This window comes from Caldicoprobacter sp. (assembly GCF_047459465.1).
Taxonomy (GTDB): domain Bacteria; phylum Bacillota; class Clostridia; order Caldicoprobacterales; family Caldicoprobacteraceae; genus Caldicoprobacter.
In genome coordinates, this window is record NZ_VSCO01000154.1 from 1 (window position 1) to 3,827 (window position 3,827).

Consider the following 3,827-nt stretch of genomic DNA (forward strand, 5'->3'; position numbering starts at 1 on the left):
GCTTGCTGATATCAAACTCATTGTCGATGCCCGTACCAAAAGCCGTCACCATGGCCTTTATTTCTTCATTTGCCAGTATCTTATCAAGCCTGGCCTTTTCAACGTTTAAAATCTTACCCCTCAAGGGCAATACTGCCTGAAAACGTCTGTCTCTGCCCTGTTTTGCAGAACCACCTGCTGACTCGCCTTCCACCAAAAATATCTCGCTGAGGGCTGGATCCTTTTCGGTACAATCCGCCAGTTTTCCGGGTAACGAGGTGCTTTCTATAGCGCTCTTTCTCCTCACCAGTTCCCGTGCCTTTCTGGCAGCTTCTCTGGCCCTTGCCGCGCTTATGGCTTTTTCGATTATGGTCTTGGCAATAACTGGGTTCTCCTCCAGAAATACTGTGAGCCCCTCATAGACAATACTATCCACCAGTCCGCGGACCTCAGTATTGCCAAGCTTGGTCTTGGTCTGTCCCTCAAATTGTGGCTCAACCAGCCTCACGTTTATAATAGCGGTCAGACCCTCCCGAGTATCTTCTCCTGTCAAGTTATCGTCGTTTTGCTTTAAGATGTTGTACTTTTTGGCATAATCATTAAGCGCACGGGTCAAAGCCGATTTAAAACCTATAAGGTGAGTACCGCCTTCATGGGTGGCAATGTTATTGGCAAATGAGTATATGTTTTCCATGTACGAATCGTTATACTGGAGGGCCACCTCTACAAATGTAGTATTTTTTTCCCCTGAAATATATATGGGTTCAGGGTGCAAGGTGTTTTTATTTTTGTTCAAATATTTAACAAAGGATGCAATTCCTCCATCGTAATGGAATTCCTTTTTTATGCCCTCGCGTTCATCTTCGAATACAATGCGCAACCCCTTATTCAAAAAAGCCAATTCACGTAAACGATTGGCTATTGTTTCGCCAATAAAATTTATCTCCTCGAATATTTCGGCATCGGGTTTAAAAGTTATGGTGGTACCCGTTTCCTGGGTGTCACCTATTATCTCCAATTCCGAAACGGTTTTACCTCGCTGATATCGCTGCCTATATATATGGCCATCCCTTTTTATAACTACTTCCAGCCATTCCGAAAGGGCATTTACTACCGAAACGCCCACACCATGGAGTCCACCTGACACCTTATAGCCCTGTCCTCCAAACTTTCCCCCTGCATGGAGAACGGTTAGGGCAACCTCAACCGCCGGCTTACCCATCTGAGGGTGAATCCCCACAGGTATACCTCTACCGTTATCGATGACGGTAACCGACAGGTCTTTATGGATTATCACCTGTATGAAATCGCAGAAGCCCGCCATGGCTTCATCGATGCTGTTATCTACGACCTCATAGATGAGATGGTGAAGGCCCTTGATGCCTGTACTACCAATGTACATTCCTGGTCTTCTTCTAACTGCTTCCAACCCTTCTAAAACCTGGATTTGAGTTTCATCATATACGGGCACATTATCTTTCTTATTGTTCTCCATTTTATGCTCCCTCCGTCTCTTTGCTATATAACGCAACGCCGTCTATAAATGAGCTCCTTTTAAGAAGGGTAGAAGAAGAAATGGGCGATAAAAACACAACGCTCTTTTTATCAATTTCGGCCAGTATAAAGGTTTTGGGCTCGTCGTCCGACACCCTTCGTACGAAGCCCTCCTCTTCCGCAATATGCAAAAACTCCCGGTTTATACGGGATGCGTTGATGGTTTGCATATCAAAAATTGCGATTATATTCTTCATGGAAACAACTACGTCTCCTCCAAGATGTAATATCATGACTATTCTTTCCTCCTATACAGCCCAAAATCACGCTTGTAGACCTATTATACCTATTTTTTGCCCAATTTTAAAGCCCTATTTTAAATTATCGTCCGTTTTACTCGTAAATTTATCTTTTTATCACTTTTCCTCCCTCTATCTCGTAAATATGAAATTTCTCTAACTCTAGCGGTGGTATACTATTAAGGTCTGTGGCTGTAACAAACACTTGAACATCTCCTAGCTCTTCAAACAGCCTTTTAAGTCTCTCCCCATCTAGTTCCGACATAACATCATCCAATAATAGAACGGGGTATTCCCCCGTTTCCCTATACATGAGTTCAACATCTGAAAGCTTAAGCGATAAGGCCACCGTTCGCTGCTGTCCCTGAGATCCAAATATCCTCACATCTACGCCATTTATCTCAAACCCAATATCGTCGCGGTGGCAACCTACTCCTGTACTTCCGCGCTGTACATCCTCAGGCTTGTTCTTCTCCAGGGCTGTAAAAAATTTTTCCCGGATATCTTCAATATCCAAACTGCTAGCTCTAATGGACGGCCTATATTTTATATCCAGCCTTTCAGATCGCGAAGAAATTCGCCAGTGGATCTCCCTGGCTATCTTAGACAGGCTATCTATAAATTCATATCTATGTTTTATTATGAATGCACCTACCTCCGATAGCTGTTCATCAAAGATAGGCAGCATCTTTTTTGCCCCAGGATTTTTGCCAATCTCTTTCAAAAGATTGTTGCGGTGGGCCAGTATCCTGTTGTACTGCTGAAGATTGTAAAAATACTGGGGTTTCATCTGAGATATCTCCATATCCATATACCTGCGCCGCTCGGAAGGGGCTTCTTTTACCAGCTTTAAATCCTCCGGAGAAAACATTATAGCATTGAAATGTCCCATGAGCTGCCCCAGTTTCTGTATCGCCACCCCATTTATCTTTATTTTCTTCTTATCCTTGAGGCTTAAAAAAACCTCTATTGAGTTGTATCCCACCCTTCTCTCAACCAATACCCTTATATAGCAGCTATCCTGTCCCCATCTAATAAGCTCGTTATCCCTGGGTGTTCTGTGAGAACGCCCTGTACAGGTGAGGAATATCGATTCCAATATATTGGTCTTACCCTGTGCATTTTTCCCTACAAACATTATCCTGCTGCTGTCGAATTTTAGACTAATACTTTGGTAATTTCTGTAATTATTCAGGGTCAGTTCCTTTAGATACACCCTCAGTATTTCCTCCCCCGATAATTCGATATATGCCTGCACCTTCAACCTCGACGCAATCGCCAGGATACAGCTTTCTGCCCCTCCTCAATTCCACCTGCCCATTTACGCTAACCATGCCGTTTCTTATCATTTGATTAGCTTCAGAGCCTGTAATGGCTATGTTAGCCCACTTTAAAAACTGGGTGAGCTTTATGTATTGGGTGTGTATCTTAATCTCCCTCATATTTCCATCCCCTAACTGTGCAGCCTAACTGGAAGTACAAGATAACAGTAGGCATCCCCTTCCAGAGGGCGCACTATGCAAGGGCTAACATTGGTGGTAAAATCCAGGCAAATTTCATCATCCTTCACGACGCGCATTACATCCAGCAAATACCGCGCATTAAAGGCTATTTCGATGTTCTTGCCTTCCATGATTATAGGAATCCGCTCGTATATTCTACCTATATCCGAATTGGATGTAATCACCAACTTATCATCCTCGACGTTTAGCTTTATCAGATTATTTTCGAGCTCCCTCGACATCAAAGAAGCTCTTTCAAGTCCTTCTTCCAAAAGCAATTTATCAACCTTCACCCGCGTTTTATACTCCTGAGGTATTATCTGCTTATAATTTACAAACTCACCCTCCAGCAATCTCGATATTATTTGAGTATCTCCCAGGTCAAAATGTACGTGCTTGTCCCCCACGTTTATGTATAAATCAAGCTCTTCGTCCTCCAGTATTCTGCTGATTTCATTGAGGGATTTGCCGGGTACGATTATGCTGATATTTACATCATTTTCAGAAAGAGCTTCTCTCCTCAAAGCCAGCCTATACCCATCAAGGCAAACCA

Annotated in this window: 5 protein-coding genes; all 5 read right to left on the reverse strand. The window is 43.3% G+C overall.

Translation table 11 applies throughout. The features are described from left to right. A partial coding sequence (locus FWJ59_RS08425) for a DNA gyrase subunit B (protein ID WP_414481501.1) occupies positions 1–1,474 on the reverse strand: 1,474 nt, incomplete at its 3' end. 1 nt (position 1,475) lies between these two features. Then, positions 1,476–1,766, reverse strand: coding sequence for an extracellular matrix regulator RemB (gene remB, locus FWJ59_RS08430; RefSeq protein ID WP_414481502.1), 291 nt, complete (start codon positions 1,764–1,766; stop codon positions 1,476–1,478). A 112-nt stretch (positions 1,767–1,878) separates the two neighbouring features. Further along, positions 1,879–2,988: a DNA replication/repair protein RecF gene (recF, locus tag FWJ59_RS08435; RefSeq protein WP_414481503.1), complete on the reverse strand. Its 1,110-nt coding sequence runs from the start codon at positions 2,986–2,988 to the stop codon at positions 1,879–1,881. Then, positions 2,960–3,214 carry an RNA-binding S4 domain-containing protein gene (locus tag FWJ59_RS08440; RefSeq protein WP_414481504.1) on the reverse strand — a complete coding sequence of 85 codons (255 nt, stop codon included), beginning with the start codon at positions 3,212–3,214 and terminating at the stop codon, positions 2,960–2,962. Before FWJ59_RS08440 ends, recF begins: the two co-directional genes overlap by 29 nt. Positions 3,215–3,225: 11 nt before the next feature. Further along, a partial coding sequence (gene dnaN, locus FWJ59_RS08445; RefSeq protein WP_414481505.1) for a DNA polymerase III subunit beta occupies positions 3,226–3,827 on the reverse strand: 602 nt, incomplete at its 5' end.